Below are 24,683 nucleotides of genomic sequence, written 5' to 3'. Positions count from 1 at the left end.
GAAATCGTCAAGGGGTTTTTGAATTATTGTTGATATATTCAAGCGGTAAGAGTCGAGAAAAGACGAAATTCCGGGGTTTAGCGCGACTCCTTATTATATATTTCAAAAATTCACTCTCAATCTATTGCCAATCCCCATATACTGTACATATTAGTAACTCATTCATTAACCACCTAACAGATTTTGCCATTATATATTATGAACATCTCTTTTTTCACGCCTCACACACCGCATATTAAACATGCCTTTAAGACCGGGCTCGCCGCTGTTCTGGCCTATATAGCCGCCGACATTTGTCATTTAAAATTCGGATACTGGGCTGCCCTTTCCGCTGTCATCGTCATGCAGATCAATGTGGCTGATTCTATTAAGATGTGCTGGTATCGTTTTTCCGGCACAGCCATCGGAGCTTTCATAGGGATACTGTGTATTCTTATTTTCCCCCAAACCCCGTATATGACAATGCTGGGGCTTTTTATTTCCGTCGGTTTCTGTGCGTATATGACCCGCTACAATAACCGCTACAAAATGGCGGCCATCACCACCACGATCGTAACTTTAGCCAGCCTCGGGGAGCCTAACAGGATAGAGTACGGCTTGTTCCGAGTGCTTGAAATCGGCATCGGTGTAATCTGCGCCTTCATGACCAGCATCACCATCTGGCCTATGCGCGCATCCGATACTCTAAAGGAGGAACTCTTTAATCAATTTGAGGAATGCGCAGATAACTATGAAACACTAATGGATGGCTTTCTGGATAAACAAAGCAGCCTGATCCCGAGCGCTCTTGAATCATTTAACAGCAGGCTGACCCAAAACCGGGAAATATATTCAAAAGTTATCCGCCATGAAAGATTCATTTATCTGGAAGACACGCAACTACTGGGCATGAAAGTAGAACTTCTTGAAAAATGTGCATCACATCTACGGGCGATGCTCCACGCTTTAAACTATGTACACGGCGAAGGGTACGATATAATTATGGAAAATGAGTTACGCAATCTTGCAACAGTAACGGCGAAAGCTATGCGCGCCATTGGATCTAAAAAAATTCCCAATGAAGCATCTTTGCACGACGCGCTTGTAGCTTCCCAGAAGCGGCTGGAAGAATTACGCAATGAAGGAGCAACTAGAAGATTTTATTTACAGAAAATAATTCAGTTTTTTGCTTTTTACCACAGTGCTCAATTCATATGTGAGGATCTGCTGCGTTACACCCGCGAGAGGAAAAAGATTACCGCCAAATCTACCGGAAATTAATACACACCGGCCAGAGTCATAAGCAGCACATCCGCTGCGGGCTTATCATAATTATGAGTCATGAGCAGTTCCCGTACGCTGACATTCTTTCCGTAGTACCGTTTATTGAAATCTTTACTGACCATGAATGCCCCGGAGCGATAGGTCATACCCCCGTAAGCCCCCGCCTGATCGACCAGCATGAGGATATTTCCTTCAGCATCAAATGTTCCCCGATTGCTGCGGTCGGCAGTATGGCCTACCGCAAGGTCAGCGCCTAGAGAAAGATCAATTTTGCCTCCGATGGCATCTTCCAAGGCCTGATCATCCATAAGAAAAACCAGTAGAGTTTTTCCTTCCACCCCGCCCTGCAAGCCGATATCAATCCCGGCCATATTAAAAAACGCAGGCCCGTTCCAAAAACCGGTTTCATCTTTAGCGCACAGCACGCCCGGCCCGGCTTCCGCCCCGATCATAAATGCCGCCTTATACACATCAGGAAAAATAAATACAGCTCTCGCATCTTCCAGCAACGATTCCACGTAAGAGCCATAGGATTTCGCGCGTATCTGCTTGAGCGAACAGGCCGCAGAATCCACAATACGCTGCATTGTAGTGGAAGAATTGCTGACACAAGGGTTGCCTACAAACTGTTTGATTGGAGTACATCCGCAGGCTGAAATGATAACGACCCATAATAGGAGAGTAAATCCGAGCTTATTCATACTCATACTCTAAACCTATCGCCAGTACATCGGCAACTGTTATGAGATTCATCGCTGACATATTTTTTCATAAAAAAATTTCGGATGATAAAAAAAGTCATGCTGAAATTTAAAAAATATGTTTAATAAAACTCAACACAGCAAAACAGTAAAGGAAATACCAATGTCATCACTATTACAACCATATAACGAACGGATGATGAGAGTACTGCTCTACATTCAGCAAAATCTTGACGGAGACCTTTCACCGGAAACTCTCGCTGAACAGGCTTGTTTTTCAGTGGTTCATTTCCATCGTATTTTTAAGGGTATGATAGGTGAGAACTTGAAGGAGCATGTACGCCGCTTACGATTGGAACGTGCGGCCTATAAGCTTTGCTACACGGAACTATCTGTTATGGATATTGCGCTTGAAGCCGGATTTGAATCATCGGAAACATTCAGCCGGGCTTTCAAAAAAAGATTTCACCTTTCTCCCAGCGGTTTTCGCGATAATACGCGGACCATGTTCATTCCCGGTAATACTGATACAATTCACTACACCCCGCAACCGGACATAAAAAATTTCAGATTAGATAATGCTGCAAATGACGGTAAAGTGGAGATTCGCACTCGTCCTGAAACTCATCTGGCTTTTATCCGTCATATTGGATCATACTTTAGTGTTACAAAAGCATGGGAAAAATTATGTAGCTGGGGTTTTGAAAACGGTTTACTTTCTACCGAAACAGAGTTTCTGGGACTTTGCTACGATGATCCGGACATTACCCCGCAAGAAAAAATTCGCTATGATGCTTGTTTCAGCATTAGTCATGAGATTGACACGCCTTCGGGAATAGGAACTCAAATTCTTCCAGGCGGTAAATTTGCGGTCACAACCCATTATGGACCATATGAAGAGCTGCATTCCGCGTACAAAGATTTATATGGAAAATGGCTGCCCGGTAGTGCTTACCAACCGAGAGATATTGTACCTTCGTTTGAAAAATACATAAAGGCTCCACCGGACGTTCCGTCTGAAGAAGCGGTTACGGAACTTTGGTTGGCCGTCTATTAATATTAAACACATGGAGAGCTGAAATGGACGTTAAAATCTGGACCCTTGATCCTGCAAAAATGGCCTATACAGAACATGTCGGACCATATGAAGAAGTTGGGAATGCTTGGGAAATTCTCTGTAAATGGGCAGGACCGGCCGGTATCTTTGATGAAACAACCAAATTTTACGGCGTTTACTATGATGACCCCAACGAAATTTCGGCAGAAAAGCTGCGCTCAGAAGCCTGCATAACTGTACCAAGCGCAACCAACGCCCCTGCGGAAATTAAATTCAAGGACTTTCCCGGCGGACGTTACGCTGTTACAACTCATCTTGGTCCATATGAAGGACTGGGCAAATCATGGTCGCAATTCTATGAAGAATGGCTCCCCACAAGCGAAGAAAATCACGCAGACGCACCATGTTATGAACAGTATATGAATAACCCCAAGACAACAAAACCCGAACAATTGGTTACTTTGTTACTCATGCCGCTTAAATAGACAGAAATCGCCCCGCTTCATTAATAGAAGCGGGGCGAATGTTTTGCGCTCTGATTTAGAACTCGGAAATCATGACTTTGCCTTCAAGCATCATGGGAATCCAGAGCCTTTTTCCATTCAGATCCAGATAAAAATCAGCGGGACCACCGATCTTTTCTCCAAGATCAACCTCGGAAACTTCACCGGTTTCCATATTTTTACTAACGATTATGCCCTTTTTTTCAGCTGCGACCCAGTCAGAAAAGAGAAGATTTCCATCGTGGAATGCAATCCCGTCATATAATCCTTTCTTGGAATATACTTTTTCGCAGACAAATCTTCCATCAACAAAATTGCCTTTGCCGATAAAACCGGTGGGTTTATGATTCCTGCCGAATGACGCAAAGTAAACGCTCCTGCTCTGTGGGTCCAGACAAAGGCCGTTGGTTCCATAGATTTCCCCAGTCACATCCACCAGAGAAATCCTCGGAGATTCGCCGAGCTTAATCTTATAAAGCGCTCCGGTATCCGTTGCCGAGGCGAGCAGTTCATCCGCGGACAGCACGACGATATCATTCAAAAAAGACGTGCCCTCGACAAAAAGATCCATTACCGGCCTGCCGCTTTGCAGATCAAAACCCTTAATGCGGTCAATATCGGCAACATAAAGTACGCCATCCGTCACCACCATTCCTTTGGGGGCATTCAGACCGGTGATAAATTTACGGTCAAGCACCTTTCCTTCTTTCGAAAGCCGGGAAATGTAGCCGTCGCCGTCCATAACTGTGGGCTGAAGCTTCTCTCCTACATTGGAAACATAAAAATAATTTCCGTCAGAAGTCACACTTTCCGGTGAGGAAAAGCCCTCTATAACTTTGTTTTTTGGTGAACAGGCCGCAACCAGCAGGGCCACACTAAGACAAATAGTAATCACTAGATATTTACGCATAAATTCTCTCCTTTTTCTGTTTGAAAAGAAGCTAGCGTAAAGTGGATTATCGTACTCGCGATTATAGGCCAGACTTTGCTGAATTCAGTTCAGCGCGATATTCACGGGGAGTGACTCCGTAATTTTTACGGAACAGAGAGCTGAAATGGGAAAGACTTTCGTACCCGGATTCATAAGAAATCTCGGTAATACTCTTGCCGGAATTGCGGATAAGCTGCTCCGCCCAGGACATGCGGCGCTTGCGAATCCAGCGCGCCGGGGTAGTATTAAATGTTTTTTTAAATTCCCGTTTGAATGAAGAAAGGCTGCGCCCGGAGAGTTCCGCCATGGCATCGAGGCTGATATTTTTGTTAAAATACTTCTCCATAACCACAGATAAATCTACACTGCCGGAATTTCTGCATGAAAGAAGAAACCGGACAAACTCATCATTTCCCGGCGTAGTAAATACGTAATGCAGTAATTCCTGAATCTTGAGCCTTAAGAATCCATCATCCTGCCCCAAAGGAGACTCGAATAAGGACAGCATCGAGGAAAGATAAATGCCGACCTGTTCGGAAATTTTTATGCGAAAGGCGGCACAGTCCGGTTCCGCCACCCCGCTTGTGGCGAGGGGAAGGCGGTCAATAAAATCGGCAAACATATTATCGTCAAAAAAGATAAGTGCGGTATCGAATGTCCCCCCGTTTTCGGGAATCATCTCGGACATTAGATGACATCCCTTACGGCAGAAAAATGCTTCGCCCTTATGGATAACCATATCCCCGTCACTGGAATGAATATACTTGGTCCCTTCAAGTACGAAAACGAGTGAATGCTTGGACACGCAGACCTCGTGACGGACCTCGGATCGTCGACTCTGGAATTGCACAAAAGTAATTCCATCCACAGTGATATCTGCGAATTCTGGAGATTTTTTAATAAAACGGGGGATTGTAAGCATGGATAAAGAAAGGGCCGCCCAAGGCGGCCCATGATTATTTAAAATTCAAGATTCTTGGGGGTCCTTGGAAATGGGATAACGTCACGGATATTAGTAACCCCTGTGAGCAGCATCAGCATACGCTCAAAGCCCATACCGAATCCGGCGTGCGGGGCTGTTCCGAACCGTCTGGTATCAAGGTACCACCAATAATCTTCGGAATCCATACCGGTCTCAGCAATCCTGCTTTCCAGAACATCAAGCCTTTCCTCACGCTGCGAGCCTCCGACAAGCTCCCCGATTCTGGGAACCAGCAGATCCATGGCCGCGACGGTCTTATCGTCATCATTGACGCGCATATAGAATGGTTTGATTTCCTTAGGATAATCATAAACGATGACCGGCTTTTTAAAATGCTTTTCAGTAAGATACCTTTCATGTTCGGTCTGCAAATCCTGACCGTATTCCGGGTAGTACTCAAATTTTTTGGCTTTTTTGCAGCGCTGGAGCAGATTGACGGCATCGGTGTAGGTGATGCGTTCAAACTCGTTATCCAGCGTATTGTTCAGCGTGTCCATCAGGGTTTTATCGACAAACTTAGCGAACAACTCCATATCATCAGCGCATTTATCAAGAATATGACGGATGAGATATTTCACCATCTCTTCGCCGAGATCCATATTATCATTAAGATCGGCAAAGGCGACTTCCGGTTCAATCATCCAGAACTCGGCAGCGTGGCGCGGGGTGTTGGATTTCTCAGCACGGAAAGTAGGCCCGAAAGTATAGACCTGACCAAGGGACAGCGCATACATTTCAGCGTCAAGCTGACCGGATACCGTCAGGTGAGATTCCTTACCGAAGAAATCATTTGCAGCCTGATCATCTTTTTTCATAGAAGAGAGTTCTGCGTGATTGAGGGACGTCACCCGGAACATTTCTCCTGCACCTTCACAGTCAGATCCGGTAATGATCGGCGTATGTACGTAGAAAAATCCTTTATCGCGGAAAAATTTATGAATCGCGTAAGAAAGTTCGGACCGGATGCGGAACATGGCCCCGAATTTATTGGTACGGGGACGCAGATGAGCAATGGAACGCAGGAATTCATCGGAATGACGTTTTTTCTGAAGCGGAAATGTCTCGGGATCAGCAAAACCGACCAGTGCGATGGATTTGCCGCGTACTTCCCATTTCTGGCCTTTACCGGGAGACTCTACCAACTCACCAGTGACGCTTATAGACGCACCGGTGGAAATCTTTTCAAGCTCAGCTTCGATTTCGGGTGTATGGTCGATGATGATCTGCACGTTCTTCAAGCAAGAACCATCATTCACTTCAAGAAAAGAAAAGCCCTTGCTGTCGCGCTTGGTACGTACCCAGCCTTTGACCAGAATCTCAGCAACAGCACTCTGTGAATTCAAAATATCTTTTACGCATGTTCGTCTCATAAATTATCTCCAATCACTTGGTTTAGCGCTGGATAATTGCGCTTCGCGTAGATGTATCCGTTCGGTGACTAAATTTCAACTAACTTATGCATCATTAATATATATAGCAGCAGATTTATTTATAGCGTAAACTGCTGTTAAGAAAATCAGTGTAAATTTTTTCCGGTTTTTTTGAATATTTTGCTTGCATTTCATAATAGGAATCGTTACTACTTATTTCAACGAGACGGAACAAAGATTTTAAACAATAAATTCAAACTGAACATTTAAGGAGAATTCCAATGAGCAAGACACTTGATAATCTCAAAGCAGCTTTCGCAGGTGAATCCCAGGCTAACCGTAAATACCTCGCTTTCGCAGAAAAAGCTGAAGCAGAAGGCAAACCCGGCGTAGCAAAACTTTTCCGCGCAGCTGCAGCAGCTGAAACCATTCACGCACACGCGCATCTCCGCCTGATGAAAGGTATCGGTTCCACCGAAGATAACCTCAAAGAAGCAATTTCCGGTGAAACATACGAATTTGAAAAGATGTACCCCGAAATGATGGATGAGGCTAAAGAAGAAGGCGAAAACGCAGTACTCCGCTACTTCGGTTTTGCAAATGAAGCTGAAAAAATCCACGCAAATCTTTACACCGAAGCACTCAACGCTAGTGACGACGTATTCGCAGAAGCAGACTTTTACATCTGTTCCGTATGCGGCCACACTCAGAACGGCGCAGCAACTGAAAAGTGTCCCATCTGTGGTGCAGCACCCAAAGCATACAGCAAAGTTGAGTAATCCACATCCGCTTTAAGCTTACAAAGCTCGGCAACAGAGACAGCCCCGCCCGCTATATGCGCGCGGGGCTTTTCTTATCTGAAATGTCATCCTCTAGACGAATTTGAATCAATAACTATTGTTAATCTGGTCGGCGAATACAGCCAAAACCGGAGAGTTGCGCATCCGGGATTACTGCGCTATCGTCGCCTGTTCAAAATAGACTGCAAAGGGGATTTCAATGGGATTCTTTTCTAAAGTAAAAAAATTATGGAACAGCCCGGAAGACAGGGCCGAACAAGCACTTAAAGATTATCTTGGCGACGATTACGAGCCGCAGGATGAAGTCATAGAGCAGGAAGCCAAATCAGAACCGGAGCCTGTGCAAGTACCGGAAGAAAAAACAACTCCGGAACCCGTCATCGAAACAGCACTGGAACCGGAAAAGACCGAAGAGCCTGAACCGGAAAGTGCCCCTGTTCCTGAACAGATTGAAGAAGAACCCGAAACTCCGCCAGTAGAGCCTGTTGCTGAAATGCCGGCCACAGCTCCTGAGGCTGTTACCGAGCCAGAAATTTCACAGACTGAAACTTCCCCGCAACCGGAAGCCACTGAAGCTTCCCCCGTTGCGGAACCCAAAAAGGAAATTGATCCAGCAGAGGATTCTGTCGCAGAACCGCAGACAGAATCTGCCGCGGAACAGAAACAGGCAATTATCGAAAAAGAAATCCCTGACCCCGAAGCTGAGCCTGAGCCTGCTGCAAAAGAAGCAAAAACTCCCGCCGGACCGACCATCCTTGAGCCGGTCATGGAAACACCTGCCCAGCCCGCAGAAGATAAACCGCAATGGCAGATCGACCTGACCAAGGCCCTGCAGCAGGCAGAGCCTCGCCTTTCCGTATGGTTGGGTCTGATTTTAAATGGAGTTGAAGAAGCCGGAGACGATCTCTGGGACCGGCTTTCCTTTTTGCTGGAAGCACTTGAAGCTCCTAAAAAAGAAGCCGAAGACTTCATCGCCAGATTCAAAGACTGGCTTGAAGACATGGATTACGAGTATGTGGAGGAATTCCGCTCCGAACTCCAGTACCGTCTGGCTCTTGCTCTCGAACTTGAGGATGAGGAAGACGAACGCAGCCGCTTGTTCATTAAGCTTTCCGAAGGCCTGAATAAAACTCGCGAGCAGATCACCAAGCGTATCGACTCCATGCTTTCCAGCCACACCGCCTTTGATGATGATTTCTGGGAAGAATTTGAGGAAATCCTGATCATGGCAGATGTGGGCTATGATGCCTCCATGGAACTTGTGGAACGCATGAAAGACCGCATCCGCAAAGCCGGAGAAACCAATCCTGAAAATTTCAAAGACCTGCTGCGTGAAGAACTTGACGAGATATTCAAGGTTCCCAAACGCATCAAGGCCTTCAACCCGCCGGAAGTTGTTATGATGATCGGCGTAAACGGTGTTGGTAAAACTACCACTATCGCCAAGCTGGCCCATCGCGCCCAGATGCAGGGCCGCAAGGTTCTCATCGTTGCAGGCGATACTTTCCGTGCCGCGGCGATCGGTCAGCTTGAAGTCTGGGCCCGCCGTGTCGGTGCCGGATTTTACGCCAAGGAAGAGGGTTCCGATCCTGCAGCGGTAGCGTTTGAAGCCATCGATTACGCAGTCAAAAACGGCTACGATCTCATGCTGCTCGATACCGCAGGACGTTTGCACAACAAGGCCAACTTGATGGAAGAACTGCGCAAAATCCGCCGGGTCCTCGGCAAAAAGCACGATGAAGCACCGCACCGCAGCGTGCTGGTCATTGATGCCACCACCGGTCAGAACGCCCTTTCGCAAACCAAAATATTCAACGAGGAAATCGGCGTTGATGAACTGATACTTACCAAGCTTGACGGGACAGCCAAAGGCGGAGTCATGATATCAGTAACCATGCAGCACAAGCTGCCCATCACCTACATAGGACTGGGTGAAAAGATGGAAGACCTCAGACCGTTTAACGGCGAGGATTTCGCAAAAGCCCTGCTGTTATCCTAGAAGAATAAATTAACTAAAAGAAAATCCCCTTGAAGTATTGCTTCAAGGGGATTTTCTATTCCCAGCCCGTCTCACATTCCGCCTCAAACCCCGGAAACCGGATTTGCCGGTGATGCAATAACATACGCTCGGCTCCATCGTCAGAACCGTAAATGGAATCTCCAAGTATGGGAAATCCAGCATGGGCAAGATGCGCCCTGATCTGATGACGGGCTCCTTTAGCGATGCACACCTCTAAAAGCGAAGTTCCATCCTCGAAACTTTTCAGGGGTGTTACCTTTGACCAGCGCTGCGGTGGAGCTTCTTCCTCGAGAACCTTTGTGCACTTCCTATCGGCAGTATCCAGCCTGTTTTTTATTATGAAAGAATCGCCCGGAATTCCGTGCACTCTGGCGTGATAAATTTTATCCACCGTGCCGGAATCTTCATATTCACGGAACTGATTCTCCCGCTCCACACCAAAAGCGACCAGCAGCAGCCCCGAAGTTTGAAAATCCAGCCTGTTCGCTAGAATAGGGTCCTGTTCAGGAAAAATACCGCTAAGACATTCTTCCACTGATGGTTCGGGACTTCCGGCAATCCCGGCGGAGTGCAAACCGGCCGGTTTATACAGCGCACCAAAAGCTTCGGCCTGCTTTACTACTCTCACCTGCGATAAAATCTCAACCGCGCAGCTACGTTCAGCCGCCTCGAACAATACAACTTCCGCACCAGGAAATATTTTCAGACCGGAGCGGCAGCTGCGACCATTAACGGTGACAAATCCATTTTCAATAAGTCGTCTGCGTTCACGCAATCCACTCTCCGGTAACAGTTTAAGCAGGAACTTATCTACACGCATCCCGGTATCGCTATCTTCAGCTATTCTTTTCTCTATTTCGTTCAATTTATTATCGTCCATTTTATGTCAGGGATCAGCACCCCAATCTGTTCAGCAGGGTTTACGCTGTAAAGGAAACAGCATACAACTGACCTGACGTGATGAAATTTATTCAACCTGCCGTTTTTACAGCAAGTACTTACTTTCAAGCTCCCGAACGGCTCTAATCAACCTTTTCCGATATAACAGGATTTGCCGTGAATATTAAAGGCTGTATTTTTGTCATCTGCGCCGCAATCATGTGGGGACTGATTGGTCCCATATCCAAATTCCCCATCGAGCAGGGAGTCTCACCACTTGAAAACGCCTTCTGGAGAGCGATTTTCGCATGGATGCTTTTCGCTGTCCATGCCTGCCGCATCAGAGCTGTGAAAATTGATCTGAAAGACCTGCCTCAGGTTCTGATATTCGGATTTGTGGGTGTGACAATTTTTTACGGTTCATACCAATTGGCGGTGCAGGATGTGGGAGCCGCCCTGGCCTCGGTTCTGCTCTACACCGCTCCGGCATGGGTGGCCTTTATGTCGTGGCTGCTGCTGGGTGAAAAAATGACCCCACTGAAAATTTCCGCCATGCTGATTACTATCTTCGGGGTGGCCTGTGTTTCTCTCGGACCCCAGATTTTCGGCACCGGTAAGGAAATGACTTTCACTTGGACTGGAATAATTTTCGGTCTGACCTCCGGGTTTACTTACGCTCTTTATTATATATACGGCAAAACAATCTTCGCGCGTTACACCACCCCTACCATTTTTCTTTACGCCCTGCCGGTGGGAGCGCTCTGCCTACTGCCTTTCTTTGAGTTCACACCAAAGACCGGGACATCGTGGACAAGTCTCATCGCACTGGCAGTAATCTGCACCTACGGGGCCTACTCGGTATACTATGCAGGACTCAGATGGCTTGAACCCACGGCAGCCTCGGTAATTGCGACCATCGAGCCGTTAGTTGCAGCCATCCTCGCATGGCTCTGGTGGAACGAAAGTTTTGACTGGACCGGATATATCGGCAGTACTTTGATTATTTCCGCAGTGTTAATGATTGTAATGGAAAGAAGAATTGTTTCTTTTTTTACCTCCTGCGGCGCATCCAGCAGGATCAAAAACTTTTAATAGATATCATCTGGTACATATTTAATTTTCGTTTTTAAATACGAAGCGGCAAAGCCCTGATTAAACGTTTTGGGGTTCTTAAACCCTTTTGGAAAAAGGTTTAAGGCCACTGGTAGGGCCCTCGGATAGCCGTCGGAGACACAATAAATGCTGAAACAAGTAAAGGCTTCCGCCGGTTCAGGAAAAACATATGAACTGACCGCGCGTTTTTTATCACTGCTGGCCGGCGCGCAGGAAGAAGATTCCGTCCCGGTATGTAAAAGTTCGCAGGGTAAAGGATACTGCTGGCCGGAAATCATGGCCGTAACTTTTACCAACAAGGCCGCGGCGGAGATGAAAGAACGCGTTATCCGCTCCTTAAAAAACCGGGCGCTAAATATCGAGGGAGACGGACTGGGCGCGGACTGGAAGCCGCTCGACGCCAAGAAACAGCTTATCCCGATCCTACAGCGCTATAACAGACTGAACATCCGCACCATCGACAGCCTGCTGAATCTGCTGGTGCGCATCTTCGCCCTTGAACTGGGACTCAGCCCGGAATTTGAACTTCTGTTTGAACCGCAAGCCCTGTTTGAACCTAACTTCAATAAATTTCTCGCTCAGTGCGAAGAAGGCGATCTGCTGCGTAAGGAACTTCTGGACGACGCAGTGGACAGTCTTGTGCTGAAGGAAGAAAAGCAGGGATTCTGGCTGGCTGAACAGATGCGTATGCGCCTGCTTTCCATACTGACCCATATCATAGATTACCCGGCAACGCGGCTGACCGATCAGGAGGAAATTGCGGGCCTGCTACAGATTGAATTCGACGCTTTTCAAAAAGCTGTCCGCGATCTGTCTGCACTTATCGACACAGACAAACTGGCTGCTTCGGCGCATCTGAAAAAATATCTGGCTCACGCTTCGGGAATTGATTTCATGGACCTGCCCAAGGAATCAGCCATGTTGACCAAAGACAGTTTTGAAGACTGCGTCAATAAAAAATCTAAAGGCGACATCGGCTCCTATCACGAAAAGATATACGGCGACTTAAAACAGGCCCACGAGAAATACCGTGATAAAGCCACCATCCTGCGCGGAGCTTACGCGCTGGCTCCTTTCGTACGCATTGTAGAAGAAATACGGGCAGATATCATTGAATATCAAACCCGCAACGGCATGCTGCTCAGCGCGGATCTTCCCAAAGTTGCGAGCTATGTTCTTCAGGGAGGCAGCGCGCTGCCCGATGCATTCTGTCGTATGGGATCACGACTGCACCACCTGCTGGTTGACGAATTTCAGGATACCAGCCTCGCCCAGTGGCAGGCAATGGTTCCACTGGCTGTAGAATGCCTATCCAAGCGGGGCAGCCTTTTTTATGTAGGCGATGTGAAGCAGGCGATCTACAGCTGGCGAGGAGGATGTTCCGAACTTTTCGATGAAGTAGGACAGGACCCTGAACTAAGCGGTCTTTCCGAATTCACCCCCGCAAATCTTGATTACAACTGGCGAAGCCTTGAGAACGTTATCGAATTTAATAACGAATTCTTCGACGCCCTCGCGGATTATGATCTCACACTTGATCTCGCAGAAAAACTCTATCCCAACAGTCCGGAAGAACAACAGATAGAACTGGCCCGGAAGATTTCCTATTCTTTTGAAAAAGCATCGCAGCAACTGCCTCCGGGACAGGACCGCGCAGGCGGATACGTACGGCTGCAAAGAATTTTCGCAGCTAGCGCGCAGGAAATTGTGGATGAAACACGCTGTAATTTTGACCGGCTAATGGATGAACTTCTCCCTCGGCGCGAATACCGGGACATCTGCGTTCTGGTAAGGTCCAACGGCCATGCCCAACTGGTATGCGACTGGCTGGTGGAAAAAGAAATTCCGGTGATAACTGAAAACAGCCTGCAACTAGACCGCCATCCCATCGTGCGTCAGATGGTTTCCCTGCTTAAATTCCTTGATTACCCGCAGGACGATCTGGCTTTTCTGGAATTCATATGTGGGAAGGAAATCTTCGGAAGTATTTCAGGAATCGAGCACGAAGATCTTTTCAAGTGGCTTGCCGACCGTGATAAGGGGCCCCTGCACCGTCGCTTTTCCGAAGAGTACCCCGATTTCTGGAACACTCATATTTCTCCATTCCTGCGCAAATCAGGATTGATGACCCCTTACGACCTTGCCAGCGAGATGGTCAGCCGCTTCAAGCTCATTGAGACATATACGAAGGATGAACTTTACATCCGCCGTTTCCTTGAGGTGGTTCACCTTGCCGAAGAAAAAAGGGGAACATCGCTGGCGGCCTTCCTTGATTTCTGGGAACTATCCTCCGCAGAAGAAAAAGTTCCCCTTCCTGAATCGGTCAATGCGGTGCGCATCATGACCATTCATAAATCAAAAGGGCTTGAATTCCCGGTCATTGTGGTCCCCTTTCATAACTGGTCCGTATCCGGCCCCGACACATCACTGGCGGATATTGAAATTGACGGCCAGACCATGCTCACTCCCATGAGCAGTGCTCTTGGTGATATTTATTACGAAAACCGGACCCGCATGTTCAGTGAGCAGCTTAACCTGCTTTATGTTGCATGGACCCGCGCCGGGCAGGAGCTTTATGGATTTCTGCCATCGGAAAAAACTCGAGGAGTCAGCCCTGCTCTGACCGCCATTGATATGATTCTTGATGGAAAATTCAACGACACCGGCCTGCTGGAATACGGCGCCCTCCCCCAAAAGGATCAGGTCAGTACAGAGCTTGATGAAACCCCAAATCAAGCAGCACCCCCCTGCGATGATTTCTGCGCGGCAGACTCAAAAGCCTTACCCGAGCCGGAACTTATGGGCTGGCTGCCAAGGCTGCGCGTCTATCGCCATAACCTTGAAGATTACTCATATGATGCACGAATGCGCGGTGAACTGGCCCACAATGCCATGGAAAACCTGATCCTCAGCGGCGATGACGAAGCCGATTGCCGACGCACCGCCGAAGCAGCCTTTGCAAGGTTCCCTGCTGTTACCGATGAAGAAGAAGTGCTGGTTCCGCAGGTAACGGAAATGGCGCTCTGGGCCTTGTCCGTCCCGGATGTTCGCGCCGCCATAGAACGCGGAAGGCCGGAAGTGGCCATCATGGATGCCAAAGGCGAAACCCATCGCGCCGATTTGCTGCTTCTTGAAGATAAACGGGCGCTGGTAGTGGAATATAAGACAGGCCAGCCCTCGCCCGAGAATGAAAAACAGGTAAAAAGATACTTAAAATTGTTGCGCGATATGTACGGCACAGAAAAAGACTTACGGGGTTTACTGGTATACCTGGACGGCAAATTCACCAAAGAAGTTAATGTATAAATGCCCCTGTCGGCTGACAGCCTTTTTTTATCAGGGCTTCACCACTTAAAATAAATACAAGATCACATTTATAATAAGTAACAATTTTAAACTAACAAAAGTTTTAGGAGAGTCCAGAGCCCCCTTTTCCAAAAGGGTTCTTTGGCCCTCGGAGAGGCTCCCGGCAGGGCCGCCAGAGGCATACTATGAATAAAAAAAACATACAGATAATTTCGTGGAAGGAAGATTTCATTGAAAATCTTGCCACTACTATAATTAATGATTCAGACGGCGACCTGAGCAGGGTTACGGTAATTGTGCCCCATCACCGCCCGGCCCGTTATTTGAAGAAAGCCCTTGCGGCCTCTTCGCAATTACCCAAACCGTGCATACTGCCGGAAATTTATTCTTTTTCCGATTTTGTCTCCTCGCTGATTCCCAAACTTACCGCTCGCTCTCCGCGCAAGATAGGTAAATTGGATCAGGTCGGTCTACTCTTTGATATTATCGAAAAACTGCGTGCAGAATCTACAGGCATGCTTTCCAAAATGCCCACGGACCTGCAACTGTTCTTTCCATGGGGCACCCGTCTGGCATCGCTGCTGGAAGATTTATTGCGACAAGACATTAAACCGCACAACCTGACCATGCTACAGGGCGAAGTTATGGAATGGGCTGCCGCGCTGCTGGAAGAGCTGGAAATAATTTACGTGCGCTATCTGGAAGAACTGGATAAACGCGGGTGGACCACTTCCGGTCTGGAAAACCGCACCCTGATTGAAAATCTTCACGGACTGGATAACATCCTCAAAGGGCGGAAAATCTATCTGGCCGGATTCTACGGAGTCAGCGGTGTCGAAGATATGTTTTTCCATTATCTTTGGGAAAATCTGGGGCTGCAGGTTATCTGGCACAGTGATCCGAGCCTTGCTGAAGGGAGCAAAGGACACTTCGCAGTACGAGAGCACAGATACTGGCTGCAAAACTGGAAAGCTGAGGCCATTTCGGACCACAGCGCAGAAGGAAGCTGTGATCTGCCGGAACTTAAATTTTTTGAAGGATTCGACCGCCATTCCCAGCTCTCGGCCATGCGCGAAGAACTCTGTTCGCAAAAGGTTGAAGGCTGCGCCGTGGTCCTGCCGGACACTTCCCTGCTGCTTCCGGTCATGCACCATCTCCCGGAACAGGACGTTAACATCAGTATGGGCTATCCGCTTGAACGCTCCGCACTGAACGGATTGATGGAAGCAATCCTTAAATTGCAGGAAAACCGCAGCGGAAATACTTTCTATTGGAAGGATATTCTGGCCCTGATTCGTCATCCCTACCTGAAAATGCTTGAAGTAAATGACGATCAGCCCTTGCGGACTATTTTTCACCAATGGGAAAACGCACTGCGTCACGGCGCTCCCTACGCGGATGTAAAAGATTTCGTCCCGGTCTACAGTGACGATAATGGTAATCTGGTGGACAACCCGGATACCACAGAAGAATTACGAGCCGAGGCGGTCCGGGTCTGTATAGACGGCTTCAAGGATATTGAAACTCTTTCCGAACTTGCAGACAGCCTGCAAAACATGGCCGAAATGCTCCGCCAACGCGGGGGCACCCTCTGGAACCGCTATCTGCTCGACTCGGAATGTCTGTTCCGGCTCATGAATCAGGTTATTCCCGAACTGCGGGAAAGCTCCATCAGCAATGAGATCTTTGGACGTTCCCTGTGCTTTTCCATTTTCCGGCAACTGCTTTCATCGCAGCGAGTCTCTTTTGAGCCAGACCCTATCTCCGGTATGCAGGTTCTCGGTATGCTGGAAAGCAGGCTTTTGAACTTCAAACGGACTTTTATCCTTGATACCGTTGATGACAAACTTCCCGGCACCGATCCCTACGATCCTCTGCTCCCTGACCAGCTGCGTCATCTGCTGGATCTGCCTGATTCACGGGAAAGGGAATCAGTCGCCACTTACAACTTTTACCGGTTAATCATGGGCAGCGAGGAATCCTGCATTTTTTACCAGAGCGGTGTGCAACCCGGACTGCTTGATTCAAAGTCCATTCGTTCCCGTTTTGTGGAACAACTGCTCTGGGAAATGGAGCAACAGGGCGGAAAGATCATCACTCCGGGTGAAGACTTCCCTTTGAAGGCGGTCAATTTCCCGGTAGGTGCTATCGTCAATGCGCCCCCGGCCATCCCCAAAGAACCTTTGCAGGACAAGCTGCGGAATCTGCTAAAATTCAAAGGGCTTTCTCCGTCGGCAATAGACTGCTACGTGGGCTGTCCCAAACAATTCTTTTTCCGTTATCTCTCTAATGTACGCGAAAGCGTAACCGTTGATCAGGACGGGGACAGAGCCGGATTCGGAGATCTTATCCATTCCGTGCTCAAAGATTTTCTGGAACCGCACCTGAATAAAGACATCAGCAAAAACGATCTGGATGCCGAGCAATTGCAGGATTTATTCATGCTCCGCCTCGAACGGGATTCACTATATCCTAATCTGGCTTACGACATTAAGAAATCTCTTGAACAAGCTGGCAAAAACAGGCTGGCCCTGTTTCTTAAAAATCTAAAACCGACCAAAATAGTGGAGCTGGAATCTGATTCACAGGCTGAGATGGAACTGGATGATTTTAATGTCCTCATTCACGGTAGGATCGACCGGGTGGATGAACGTGCAGGAGAACGGTACGTACTCGATTACAAAACCGGACGGCTGCATCTGCCCCGCAAATCATTCTGGGACGATGAATCAATCTGGGGACCGGTGCTGGATGATCCTCAGGCCATCTATCACGACGGGACTCCGTTTCTGGAAAAGATTAAGAATTCTGCGGACAGCCTGCAACTTCCCCTCTATCTGCTTATGGATCATCGCACATCAGGAGAAATGCCCCGGCAGGCGGCCTTGGTAGAGCTGGTCACAGACGGCCGTGAGATGGGATTATTCGATTCCAAGACCGGTGATGAAGAGCGCGAAGATATCATTGAAAGAAAGATCCCGGCTTTGACCGAGCTGATCATTAAGAATATGCTGACAGAAAATGAATTCAAACCAGTACGTTCCCATATGTGCCAGTGGTGCTCTTATCGTGAAGCATGCGGCAGCTGAGGATATAAATGATGAAAACTACCGGAATAATGATCTGCGGGGCCGGTATCGTAGGGCTTACAATTGCGCGGGAACTCGTTTCCAGAGGCTATAAGGATATCCTGATCATTGATAAGGAGCCAGAAATAGCAAGACACGCCTCCGGCCGTAACAGCGGAGTTCTGCATGCCGGTATCTACTATGCTCCCGGCAGTCTGCGCGCTGTATCCTGCCTTTCCGGTAACTTTAAAATGAAGGAATACTGCCGGGAAAAAGGGCTGCCCCTGCTTGAGACAGGCAAGGTAATTGTAGCCCGCAACGAATCAGAAATTCCCACCTTGCTAGAGCTGTATGACCGGGCCACGGCCAACGGAGCCAAAGTAGAAATTATTGATGAGAAAAGACTTGCCGCGATAGAACCGAATGCAAAAACAACTTCCAAGGCACTGTTTTCTCACTATACTGCAGTAGTAAACCCGCGCGCAGTTATGCAGTCACTGTATGATGACCTTATAGAAAGTGGGAAAGTATCTTTCATGCTCGGCACAAGATTCATTACTACGGATGGCAGCAACACCATAACAACAGACAAAGGCAAAATAAGCTGCGGTATGTTCATCAATTGTGCAGGATCATACAGCGATCAGGTCGCCAGACCTTTCGGGTTCGGTGAAGGTTACCGGCTCATACCGTTCAAAGGCATCTACAAAAAATTAAAAAAAGAAAAAGCGCACATAATCAAAGGCAGTATTTATCCGGTCCCCAACCTTAAAAATCCTTTTTTGGGAATCCACTTTACCCGCAGTGCAAGCGGCGATGTGTACCTCGGCCCTACAGCCATTCCCGCCTTCGGGCGTGAGAACTACGGTATTCTTAGCGGATTGGACACCGAAGCCTTTGAGATCATGGTTCGCGATGCCATCCTGTTTTTCAAGAACAAAAAATTTCGCTCAGTGACCTTTGAAGAACCCCGCAAATATTTTTTTAAATATTTTTTCAATGACGCGAAGAAGCTTGTCAAAGAACTTTCCCCCGAAGACCTTGAAAGTTCAACCAAAGTCGGAATTCGTCCGCAGTTGGTAGATCTAAAACGTAACGAACTTGTTATGGACTTTCTTGTCAAAAATGATACAAAGAGTGTGCATATTCTTAACGCTATATCTCCAGCTTTCACCAGCTCCATGTACTTTGCTGAAATGATTGCAGAGAATTACATACACTAAAGAATGTATATATTTTACATTGCAAAAAACAACTTCTACGTAGCGTTACCTACTTGTTACAGTCAAAAATAGCTTGACTTTACACCTCATACAGGAAAAAACTTTTCTCGGACTCCAAAGTTGCCTCTGAACAATAAATACACCGCTGTATGTATCTTTTTAAAGCTACCTGCCGCAAAGCGTTTTTGCAGTCAGTATTGTTTAATTTACGGGGCAGCTCTTAAATATACAAGTCACAGGAGAACTTTAACATGAATCTTCCTCAGCTTAAGATTGGTGATCTCGTTGCCAAAGTGCCCGTCATTCAGGGCGGCATGGGCGTGGGAATCTCTCTTTCCGGCCTTGCATCAGCTGTTGCCAAAGAAGGCGGCATCGGTGTTATCGCCGCTGCAATGATCGGCCTTACCAACAAAAATGGTGGTAAAGATCACGCAAGAGCACATATTGACACTCTGGCCGAAGAAATCAGAAAAGCCAAAGAAATGACCTCCGGCATCCTCGGTGTTAACATCATGGTTGCCCTGTCCAATTTCGCGGACATGGTCAGCACTTCCGTAAAAGAAGGAGCAGATGTGATTTTTTCCGGTGCAGGACTGCCGCTTGACCTGCCTAAATATCTGCATGATGGAGCAAAAACCAAACTGGTTCCCATTGTTTCATCAGGCCGCGCAGCATCCATTATATGCAAAAAATGGATTTCCAAATTCGACTACCTTCCCGACGCTTTCGTAGTTGAAGGCCCCATGGCCGGCGGTCATCTCGGTTTCAAACGCGAGCAGCTCAACGATCCCAAATTCGCACTCGAAAACATACTCCCGGAAGTAATTAAAGCAGTTAAGCCCTTTGAAGATAAAACAGGCCGGACAATCCCGGTTATCGCCGCGGGCGGCGTTTATTCCGGCGAAGATATCAGTAAGTTTCTTGATATGGGAGCAGCCGGGGTCCAGATGGGAACCCGTTTTGTAGCTACCCACGAATGCGACGCAAATGATGAATTCAAACAGGCATACGTAAAATCCACCAAAGAAGATATGGCTATCATTCAGAGTCCGGTGGGACTCCCCGGCAGGGCCGTGAACAACGACTTCCTGCAAGCGGTAACCGATGGCAAAAAGTCTCCTTTCAAATGCCCGTTCCACTGCATTAAAAGCTGCAAGGTAGAGGACAGCCCCTACTGCATTGCTTCCGCACTGATCAATGCTCAGCGTGGCAAGCTGAAAAACGGCTTCGCCTTCGCCGGTTCCAACGCTTGGAGAACTGAGAAGATTGTTTCAGTTAAACAACTCTTCACTGATCTCAAAGCTGAATTTGACCGCGCCTGCGCACGTTAAGCTGATTCTCCCAAAATAAAAAAAGGCGTTCCGCACAATGTGGAACGCCTTTTTTTTGGCTTCTACATATACCGAAAACATTCAATTTATCTTTTTTTTGCAACTATCATGCAATCACCAACAGGCAGAAAAAAATAATCAAACGCATCACTGCGATAAAGTTTCTCGGTCATTAAGCGAATATTTTGAGCATATTTGCCATTGTTGTTTAAGACCCCCCCTTTAAACAAAGCATTATCAACGATGAAATAAGCTCCAGACTTAAGATTTAGTTCCGCCCAATTCAAATAATAACAGTAGTTCTCTTTATCCCCATCTAGGAAAAACAAATCAATATCTTTGATATAATCGTATATTCTAGGCAAAATATCTTTTGCATCTGAATTAACAAAACTTATATTATGTACCGCCCCTCTTGCTTGTTGACAATCTCGTAGGTACTCGTAGTGGTTTAATTCTGATTGTTTATGGTGTTCTTCGTCTATCTCAATAGACACTAATTCTGACGAAGGTTCCATTACACAAGCCATGGAAAAGGCACTAAACCCGACAAAACTTCCAACTTCAACAATATTTTTAAAATTATTTGCTTTTATAAAAAACTGCAAAGCAGTCGCCTGCAATTTTGATATTTGCATTGATGGTTCATTAAATTTGTATGCAGAATTAAAAACGAAATTTAAATGTTTACTGTCAAATTGACTTAGGTTCAACATATATTCTTCTGCATCATCATCAATTTTTGTATGAAAGATAGTCATAGTTAATAACCAAAAAAACGATTCTTTATAAGTTTAAACACGCTATAATGAACACCTGTTCTTTTCCAGATCCATCTGCCTTCTAATATCTTATTATATGTTGTGCTTTCTCCATTCCACTTACCTTGGTGAACTTTTCCTCCGACATCAATTTCAATATTAAAAGCACCGTGAGTATTGTCTCCGGTATACGGATGTATCCACCATCCAATGAAGTTGCGATAAATGAAGACCTCTCCCTTAAGCCTCAGACCTGGCTTTTCAAGCTTCCTATAGCGAGGATCATCACTATTATTGATTAGAAAACCATAATAGTGCTTTCCAAGCTTGAATAACACAATCCGTTCATAAATAACATTTTCACCATCTGGCTTCCAAGGGATATAATACTCACAGTCATAAACTCCAGCAATATTAGCTTCCTTACGAAAAATAAGCACTAATCCTGACATGTAGCGAAACATTATTACTAACCATGGCACGAGCAGACCTGCAATTATACCACCTAAAATGCCCACAAAAAATTCGGAACTATTAACCTTTGTAGCAAAGTTGATTGCTGAATCTACTAATGTCGCATTAATACTCATATCAATTATTCGCTTATCAAAGCCCCATTCATATAATTAGTACATAAACAATCTATCAAAACTATATATTTACTTTACAAAATACATTTTTTAATACATTTGACGTTTAGATTCAATCGTATCCAGCTAATGCAAAGTAAAAATAACACTTATCCTAAATATGCATTTAACAATTTATATACTTCATATAATTTTATTTATGCAAAAGAAATTAATTCAAGATAAACCTTTTAAAAAGGGCGTTTCGCATTTTGCGAAACGCCCTTTTTATATTGTGAGCTAAAAATTTAGTTCTTTTCAGCCGCTTTGTTATCTTCTTTCTTCGGCTCTGCTTTTGAAGCAGCATCCTTTTTGGGTTCTGCCTTCTTAGCAGCCGGCTTTGCCGCTTTCTTTGCCACCGGTTTCTTACGCTTTGTAATGAGAGATTCCAACTTCTCAGCGGCAGCCTGAGTGTCGTTAGATTCACCTAAATAATGCATCTCGCCCTGTGGGGAAATCCAGTGCCATCCTTCGGGCTTTTTAAGCACCCGGGCCCCCTTTGCATCGAGATAATCCTTGAACGATGCCTTCTCAAGACTCTCATCAATCTGGGCAGTAAGTTTTCTATTCTCTGCCATCACCTGAGTGTGACGGAAAATTTCAAAAGCACTGTGGACCAGATCAAAAGCGGGGTCTTCGATCACACATTTTTTGGAGGAAAGTTCTTTCTCGAGTTGAGCCAGATCTTTTTTCAGGCTACGGAGTTCAAACAAGGCGTCCTTACGGGCTTCTTCGCTCTTGTCATTAATTGCATTTGTAACTGCCGCTGCGGTTTGTTTTTTCATTAAACGTCCTCCGGAATTGTTAAGTTAATTTTTGCTTAACACAACTATTTACAAAATACTATCTCAAACCGGCCTGATTTTATTTGTCTTCCTCATCTTTACTTGAATCCGGGGACTGGTTACCGGCTAAAGGATGCGCTTTATCATAAACATTCATTATCTGCTGCAGATTAAGATGGGTGTAACGCTGGGTTGTGCTCAAATGTTCATGTCCCAGAAGTTCCTGAACCGAACGCATATCGGCCCCTGACTGCAACATGTGCGAGGCGAAGCTATGTCGCAGCATGTGCGGATGCACTCCCTCATGAAGTCCGGCTGTTTCCGCCATACGGGCGAGGATGCGGTTAACCTGCCTGCGATTCAGCCTTCCACCGCGGTTACCCACAAAAAGGGCCTGTTCTTCAAGGGACGGACCAAGTTCGCTGCGTACGGCAAGATAATCATTCACAGCCCGGCATGATGTGTCGCTCAGCGGAGATAAGCGTTCTTTATTTCCTTTACCGGAAACACGGACCACCCCGCTTGAAGTATCCACATCGAATAAATCAAGAGAAATGGCTTCACTCACCCTAAGTCCTGATCCGTAGAGCATTTCAGCAAGTGCCAGATCCCGCTTATCCGCCGGTTCTTCCCCAACCTGCGCATCCATCAGGTTAACGGCCTGATCCACATTGAGCGAACGGGGATGACGTATTTCCTGCTTAGGATTCCTGATCCCGACCATGGGATCATTATCAATAAACCGGTGCTTAACCATGTATTTGAAAAAGGAACGCAAGGAGGAAAGTTTGCGGGATAGAGTCGATTTAGCAAGGCGTTGACCATGCAGCCGGGCAAGAAACCCGCGCACCTGATCAGAGGTTATACTTCCAGGTTCTGCTAAACTTCCGTTGTGTGTTTCCAGAAATTCTTCAAACTGGGAAAGGTCTTTTGCATATGAGCGTAGTGTAGCTGCGGATGCTCGTTTTTCCACATCCAGATAGGTCATGAAGACCTGTGCATATTCCGGTAAATCTTTAGGCATGCCTGCGGTCAAGGACATAACTGCTCTTGGGATTTTCCTTGGCTTTTTTCTTAAGATTCATGGCAATTGCTGAAGCTTCACCAAAATGCTTCATTTTACCGTTAAGATTAAACACTACTGCAATGGAAATGGCCATCAGCGGAAAGGTCTGTGTATTACCCTGACGGTCTTTGGAAACAATGGATTTGCGCTGTCTATCTTCCACATCGTAAAAATTGGGTACGATGCCGTCGAAAGAAAAAATTATCCGCTGGCAGACTTCTTCAATAATATCCGGGGAAGTGATAATCACGAAATCGTCACCACCTACATGACCTACAAAAGTCTGCTCACCGGCAAAACCTTTCACGGTATTAACGATGATGCGGGCGCTCATCATAAGCACCTCATCGCCGCGCGAAAAGCCGTATTTATCGTTAAAGGACTTGAAATGATCAAGGTCGCAATAGGCGAGAGCAAAATCCTGCTCGCGGTCAATAAGATTCTGAATGCGCTGAATGATGGAAGTATTGCCGGGCAGTTTTGAAAGAGGGTTCGCATCAAGGGCTCGCAAAGCCCTGCAAAGAGTCAGGTTCACTCTTTCACGGACAATGGGCATGAAAAAAGGCCGGATCAGAAAATCATCCACCTCTATCTCGTTCCAGTCCCATGTACGCTGCAGGTCACTCTCGTCGAGGCAGATTATGACTGGAAGCTGGCGATAAACATTCTCGCTCTTAACCAGCCGGGCCAGTTCCTTTGCAGGAACATCTTCAACCCTGTTATCCACTATAAGCAGATCCGGAGGATCATTGAACAAATCCTCTACTGCCCCACAGGCTTCCGTATAGCAGGTAAACTCCAGCATATCAGGCGACCAGATTTCATATAGAAGGTCTCGCAGGGCTTTATCTGGAGAAACCAGAATGGCTCGATGCTTTGCTGGTCCCATCTGACA

At 46.7% G+C, this 24,683-nt stretch carries 20 protein-coding genes; 10 read left to right on the top strand and 10 right to left on the bottom strand.

The genetic code is table 11. From position 1 onward, the window contains the following. The first annotated feature begins 198 nt into the window (after positions 1–198). Positions 199–1,260 (top strand): FUSC family protein, encoded by a 1,062-nt coding sequence (locus ACKU35_RS09475; RefSeq protein ID WP_319758986.1) that lies wholly within the window; start codon positions 199–201, stop codon positions 1,258–1,260. Here ACKU35_RS09475 and ACKU35_RS09470 read toward each other — a convergent pair. Next, complete coding sequence (locus tag ACKU35_RS09470) at positions 1,257–1,970, bottom strand: lipid-binding SYLF domain-containing protein (RefSeq protein WP_319758985.1); 714 nt, start codon at positions 1,968–1,970, stop codon at positions 1,257–1,259. The two genes, ACKU35_RS09475 and ACKU35_RS09470, sit on opposite strands and share 4 nt — an antisense overlap. A gap of 157 nt (positions 1,971–2,127) precedes the next feature. Here ACKU35_RS09470 and ACKU35_RS09465 point away from each other — a divergent pair, with 157 nt between their 5' ends. After that, positions 2,128–3,021, top strand: coding sequence for an AraC family transcriptional regulator (locus tag ACKU35_RS09465; RefSeq protein WP_319758984.1), 894 nt, complete (start codon positions 2,128–2,130; stop codon positions 3,019–3,021). A gap of 23 nt (positions 3,022–3,044) precedes the next feature. Beyond that, positions 3,045–3,506: a GyrI-like domain-containing protein gene (locus ACKU35_RS09460; protein ID WP_319758983.1), complete on the top strand. Its 462-nt coding sequence runs from the start codon at positions 3,045–3,047 to the stop codon at positions 3,504–3,506. Positions 3,507–3,561: 55 nt separating this feature from the next. Here ACKU35_RS09460 and ACKU35_RS09455 read toward each other — a convergent pair whose 3' ends face one another. The 3 genes from ACKU35_RS09455 to asnS all read right to left on the bottom strand — a co-directional run bounded on the left by ACKU35_RS09455 (position 3,562) and on the right by asnS (position 6,807). Continuing rightward, on the bottom strand, positions 3,562–4,434 hold the full coding sequence (locus tag ACKU35_RS09455) for a hypothetical protein (protein ID WP_319758982.1): 873 nt from the start codon (positions 4,432–4,434) through the stop codon (positions 3,562–3,564). A gap of 61 nt (positions 4,435–4,495) precedes the next feature. Then, positions 4,496–5,377, bottom strand: a complete 882-nt coding sequence (locus tag ACKU35_RS09450; RefSeq protein ID WP_319758981.1) for an AraC family transcriptional regulator — start codon at positions 5,375–5,377, stop codon at positions 4,496–4,498. Between the two features lie 38 nt (positions 5,378–5,415). After that, positions 5,416–6,807, bottom strand: a complete 1,392-nt coding sequence (gene asnS, locus ACKU35_RS09445) for an asparagine--tRNA ligase (protein ID WP_319758980.1) — start codon at positions 6,805–6,807, stop codon at positions 5,416–5,418. 281 nt (positions 6,808–7,088) lie between these two features. On the opposite strand from asnS, the gene ACKU35_RS09440 reads away from it, so the two are divergent. After that, positions 7,089–7,586: a rubrerythrin family protein gene (locus ACKU35_RS09440; RefSeq protein ID WP_319758979.1), complete on the top strand. Its 498-nt coding sequence runs from the start codon at positions 7,089–7,091 to the stop codon at positions 7,584–7,586. 220 nt (positions 7,587–7,806) lie between these two features. Next, positions 7,807–9,606, top strand: a complete 1,800-nt coding sequence (gene ftsY, locus ACKU35_RS09435) for a signal recognition particle-docking protein FtsY (protein ID WP_319758978.1) — start codon at positions 7,807–7,809, stop codon at positions 9,604–9,606. Positions 9,607–9,661: 55 nt separating this feature from the next. Here the strand turns inward: ftsY and ACKU35_RS09430 are convergent, their stop codons facing one another. Then, a complete protein-coding gene (locus ACKU35_RS09430; protein ID WP_319758977.1) occupies positions 9,662–10,507 on the bottom strand; it encodes an RluA family pseudouridine synthase in 846 nt (281 codons plus the stop codon). A 176-nt stretch (positions 10,508–10,683) separates the two neighbouring features. Here ACKU35_RS09430 and ACKU35_RS09425 point away from each other — a divergent pair, with 176 nt between their 5' ends. The 5 genes from ACKU35_RS09425 to ACKU35_RS09405 all read left to right on the top strand — a co-directional run bounded on the left by ACKU35_RS09425 (position 10,684) and on the right by ACKU35_RS09405 (position 20,547). After that, positions 10,684–11,598 carry an EamA family transporter gene (locus ACKU35_RS09425; protein WP_319758976.1) on the top strand — a complete coding sequence of 305 codons (915 nt, stop codon included), beginning with the start codon at positions 10,684–10,686 and terminating at the stop codon, positions 11,596–11,598. Positions 11,599–11,745: 147 nt separating this feature from the next. Further along, on the top strand, positions 11,746–14,925 hold the full coding sequence (locus ACKU35_RS09420) for a UvrD-helicase domain-containing protein (protein WP_319758975.1): 3,180 nt from the start codon (positions 11,746–11,748) through the stop codon (positions 14,923–14,925). A 185-nt stretch (positions 14,926–15,110) separates the two neighbouring features. Then, positions 15,111–18,014 carry a PD-(D/E)XK nuclease family protein gene (locus tag ACKU35_RS09415; protein WP_319758974.1) on the top strand — a complete coding sequence of 968 codons (2,904 nt, stop codon included), beginning with the start codon at positions 15,111–15,113 and terminating at the stop codon, positions 18,012–18,014. A gap of 11 nt (positions 18,015–18,025) precedes the next feature. After that, complete coding sequence (lhgO, locus tag ACKU35_RS09410) at positions 18,026–19,216, top strand: L-2-hydroxyglutarate oxidase (protein WP_319765374.1); 1,191 nt, start codon at positions 18,026–18,028, stop codon at positions 19,214–19,216. Positions 19,217–19,467: 251 nt separating this feature from the next. Beyond that, positions 19,468–20,547, top strand: coding sequence for a nitronate monooxygenase family protein (locus ACKU35_RS09405; RefSeq protein ID WP_319758973.1), 1,080 nt, complete (start codon positions 19,468–19,470; stop codon positions 20,545–20,547). A gap of 86 nt (positions 20,548–20,633) precedes the next feature. Here ACKU35_RS09405 and ACKU35_RS09400 read toward each other — a convergent pair whose 3' ends face one another. The 5 genes from ACKU35_RS09400 to ACKU35_RS09380 form a co-directional block, all read right to left on the bottom strand. Further along, positions 20,634–21,308 carry a class I SAM-dependent methyltransferase gene (locus tag ACKU35_RS09400; protein ID WP_319758972.1) on the bottom strand — a complete coding sequence of 225 codons (675 nt, stop codon included), beginning with the start codon at positions 21,306–21,308 and terminating at the stop codon, positions 20,634–20,636. A 2-nt stretch (positions 21,309–21,310) separates the two neighbouring features. Further along, positions 21,311–21,898 (bottom strand): hypothetical protein, encoded by a 588-nt coding sequence (locus tag ACKU35_RS09395; RefSeq protein WP_319765311.1) that lies wholly within the window; start codon positions 21,896–21,898, stop codon positions 21,311–21,313. 287 nt (positions 21,899–22,185) lie between these two features. Continuing rightward, complete coding sequence (locus ACKU35_RS09390; RefSeq protein ID WP_319765309.1) at positions 22,186–22,722, bottom strand: hypothetical protein; 537 nt, start codon at positions 22,720–22,722, stop codon at positions 22,186–22,188. Positions 22,723–22,801: 79 nt separating this feature from the next. Beyond that, positions 22,802–23,764 carry a tyrosine recombinase XerC gene (gene xerC, locus ACKU35_RS09385; RefSeq protein WP_319765307.1) on the bottom strand — a complete coding sequence of 321 codons (963 nt, stop codon included), beginning with the start codon at positions 23,762–23,764 and terminating at the stop codon, positions 22,802–22,804. Then, the gene (locus ACKU35_RS09380) at positions 23,739–24,677 is read right to left on the bottom strand and encodes a diguanylate cyclase domain-containing protein (RefSeq protein WP_319765306.1); all 939 of its coding nucleotides are present in this window, start codon (positions 24,675–24,677) and stop codon (positions 23,739–23,741) included. Before ACKU35_RS09380 ends, xerC begins: the two co-directional genes overlap by 26 nt. Between the last annotated feature and the right edge of the window lie 6 nt (positions 24,678–24,683).

The sequence above is a fragment of the Maridesulfovibrio sp. genome, assembly GCF_963676065.1.
Lineage (GTDB): Bacteria > Desulfobacterota > Desulfovibrionia > Desulfovibrionales > Desulfovibrionaceae > Maridesulfovibrio.
The sequence above is the reverse complement of the archived record's forward strand: the minus strand, read 5'-3'. Positions and strand labels throughout refer to the sequence as shown.

Coding starts and splice junctions, on each gene's coding strand:
- ACKU35_RS09475 (WP_319758986.1), top strand. CDS start 199: ATGAACATCTCTTTTTTCACGCCTCACACACCGCATATTAAACATGCC.
- ACKU35_RS09470 (WP_319758985.1), bottom strand. CDS start 1,970: ATGAGTATGAATAAGCTCGGATTTACTCTCCTATTATGGGTCGTTATC.
- ACKU35_RS09465 (WP_319758984.1), top strand. CDS start 2,128: ATGTCATCACTATTACAACCATATAACGAACGGATGATGAGAGTACTG.
- ACKU35_RS09460 (WP_319758983.1), top strand. CDS start 3,045: ATGGACGTTAAAATCTGGACCCTTGATCCTGCAAAAATGGCCTATACA.
- ACKU35_RS09455 (WP_319758982.1), bottom strand. CDS start 4,434: ATGCGTAAATATCTAGTGATTACTATTTGTCTTAGTGTGGCCCTGCTG.
- ACKU35_RS09450 (WP_319758981.1), bottom strand. CDS start 5,377: ATGCTTACAATCCCCCGTTTTATTAAAAAATCTCCAGAATTCGCAGAT.
- asnS (WP_319758980.1), bottom strand. CDS start 6,807: ATGAGACGAACATGCGTAAAAGATATTTTGAATTCACAGAGTGCTGTT.
- ACKU35_RS09440 (WP_319758979.1), top strand. CDS start 7,089: ATGAGCAAGACACTTGATAATCTCAAAGCAGCTTTCGCAGGTGAATCC.
- ftsY (WP_319758978.1), top strand. CDS start 7,807: ATGGGATTCTTTTCTAAAGTAAAAAAATTATGGAACAGCCCGGAAGAC.
- ACKU35_RS09430 (WP_319758977.1), bottom strand. CDS start 10,507: ATGGACGATAATAAATTGAACGAAATAGAGAAAAGAATAGCTGAAGAT.
- ACKU35_RS09420 (WP_319758975.1), top strand. CDS start 11,746: ATGCTGAAACAAGTAAAGGCTTCCGCCGGTTCAGGAAAAACATATGAA.
- ACKU35_RS09415 (WP_319758974.1), top strand. CDS start 15,111: ATGAATAAAAAAAACATACAGATAATTTCGTGGAAGGAAGATTTCATT.
- lhgO (WP_319765374.1), top strand. CDS start 18,026: ATGAAAACTACCGGAATAATGATCTGCGGGGCCGGTATCGTAGGGCTT.
- ACKU35_RS09405 (WP_319758973.1), top strand. CDS start 19,468: ATGAATCTTCCTCAGCTTAAGATTGGTGATCTCGTTGCCAAAGTGCCC.
- ACKU35_RS09400 (WP_319758972.1), bottom strand. CDS start 21,308: ATGACTATCTTTCATACAAAAATTGATGATGATGCAGAAGAATATATG.
- ACKU35_RS09395 (WP_319765311.1), bottom strand. CDS start 21,898: ATGAGTATTAATGCGACATTAGTAGATTCAGCAATCAACTTTGCTACA.
- ACKU35_RS09390 (WP_319765309.1), bottom strand. CDS start 22,722: ATGAAAAAACAAACCGCAGCGGCAGTTACAAATGCAATTAATGACAAG.
- xerC (WP_319765307.1), bottom strand. CDS start 23,764: ATGTCCTTGACCGCAGGCATGCCTAAAGATTTACCGGAATATGCACAG.
- ACKU35_RS09380 (WP_319765306.1), bottom strand. CDS start 24,677: ATGGGACCAGCAAAGCATCGAGCCATTCTGGTTTCTCCAGATAAAGCC.